The organism is Qingrenia yutianensis, from assembly GCF_014385105.1.
Classification (GTDB): domain Bacteria; phylum Bacillota; class Clostridia; order UMGS1810; family UMGS1810; genus Qingrenia; species Qingrenia yutianensis.
Map to the genome: position 1 here is coordinate 1 of NZ_JACRTE010000066.1, position 1,102 is coordinate 1,102.

A 1,102-nucleotide genomic window follows, 5' to 3' on the forward strand; every position below is an offset into this window, starting at 1 on the left:
ATATTCTTTTAACATTCCGGCATACTGTGCTTTCAGTCTTTTTTCTTCTTTACTGCATCTCACCGTATCGGGTATCTGCTGCATCATACATTCATACATAAACAGCTTTGTTCCTCCAAAAAATTTCATCAACAATATGCTCACTCCTGACCCGGCATTGTTGTTTTTACATTTTCCACGCAAGCATACTGCATCAGGATTTTATTGCCATACAACATTTTTTGTATGTTTTCATAAAGCGAACGAATCGCACTGCAAATCGATCCGTAATAGTTTTCAATTTCTATTGTGTTGTGCCGTATTTTTGACAGACACCACGAATAGCTTTCGCAGTCAAATCCATCATAATCGAGTGCATCCCTCAAATCCTCTGTAAGCTGCATAATCAGTATTTCTATGCTTTCCGCCGATTCAAGCATTTCCAAAACTTCCTCATCTTCTTCGGATACAAGCTCGGTGAGGTTTGCGTCCTCAATATCAAGCGTTACATCCACTCCGTCCGATATAATGAGAAACTTATTCGCCTTATCTTTTATTTTTTTCAACACATCAATATTTCTTATCATTATCCTCTCTCCTTTTTACATATTCAAATTTTGTTCATTTTCAGTATTTTCGTTAAACCATTTGTTCCACTCCTCTGCCGGGCAGTATCCGGCGAGTGCCTTTGAAAACTCCTCCAACCGTTCATATTCAACATCGCAGCACTGAATCTGCACACCGTAACTTCCTTCATATATCTGCTCTACCCTTGCGGCAAGTACATCTTCCCACTCTTCTCTGCCCTTATCGGTAAGCGTGTCATACGACAAATCTTCAATTGTCGCCAAATCGTGTTCAACCTCGTTATGCACAAGATGAACACTTGAAAGGCTTACCCCCTTTAACAGATCGCCAAGTGTAATATTTGAAAGAGTTTGTTCAAGCGGCACTTTGGTGAATGAGTTATCAAGCGATGCAATGTCCGGCAAATAGGTTCCGAGCATTTCGGGTGCAACAAACAATTTCGTACCGTCAGTTCCCTCGAACAGCATATTTTCATCTGTTACCTTAAAGGTATATATTTTCCCGCCTTTTTCGTACCTGTCGCCGTCAGTATAGT

Annotated in this window: 1 protein-coding gene and 1 pseudogene; both read right to left on the reverse strand. The window is 40.4% G+C overall.

Going from position 1 to position 1,102, the window contains the following annotated elements:
- Window positions 1-140: 140 nt before the first annotated feature.
- On the reverse strand, window positions 141-566 hold the full coding sequence (locus tag H8706_RS12045) for a hypothetical protein (protein WP_262432834.1): 426 nt from the start codon (window positions 564-566) through the stop codon (window positions 141-143).
- Between the two features lie 15 nt (window positions 567-581).
- A pseudogene (locus H8706_RS12050) lies at window positions 582-1,102 on the reverse strand (hypothetical protein); the annotation flags it as partial.

Bases quoted from the DNA above. Each gene is read 5' to 3' on its own strand.
- H8706_RS12045 (WP_262432834.1), bottom strand. From the start codon at position 566: ATGATAAGAAATATTGATGTGTTGAAAAAAATAAAAGATAAGGCGAAT.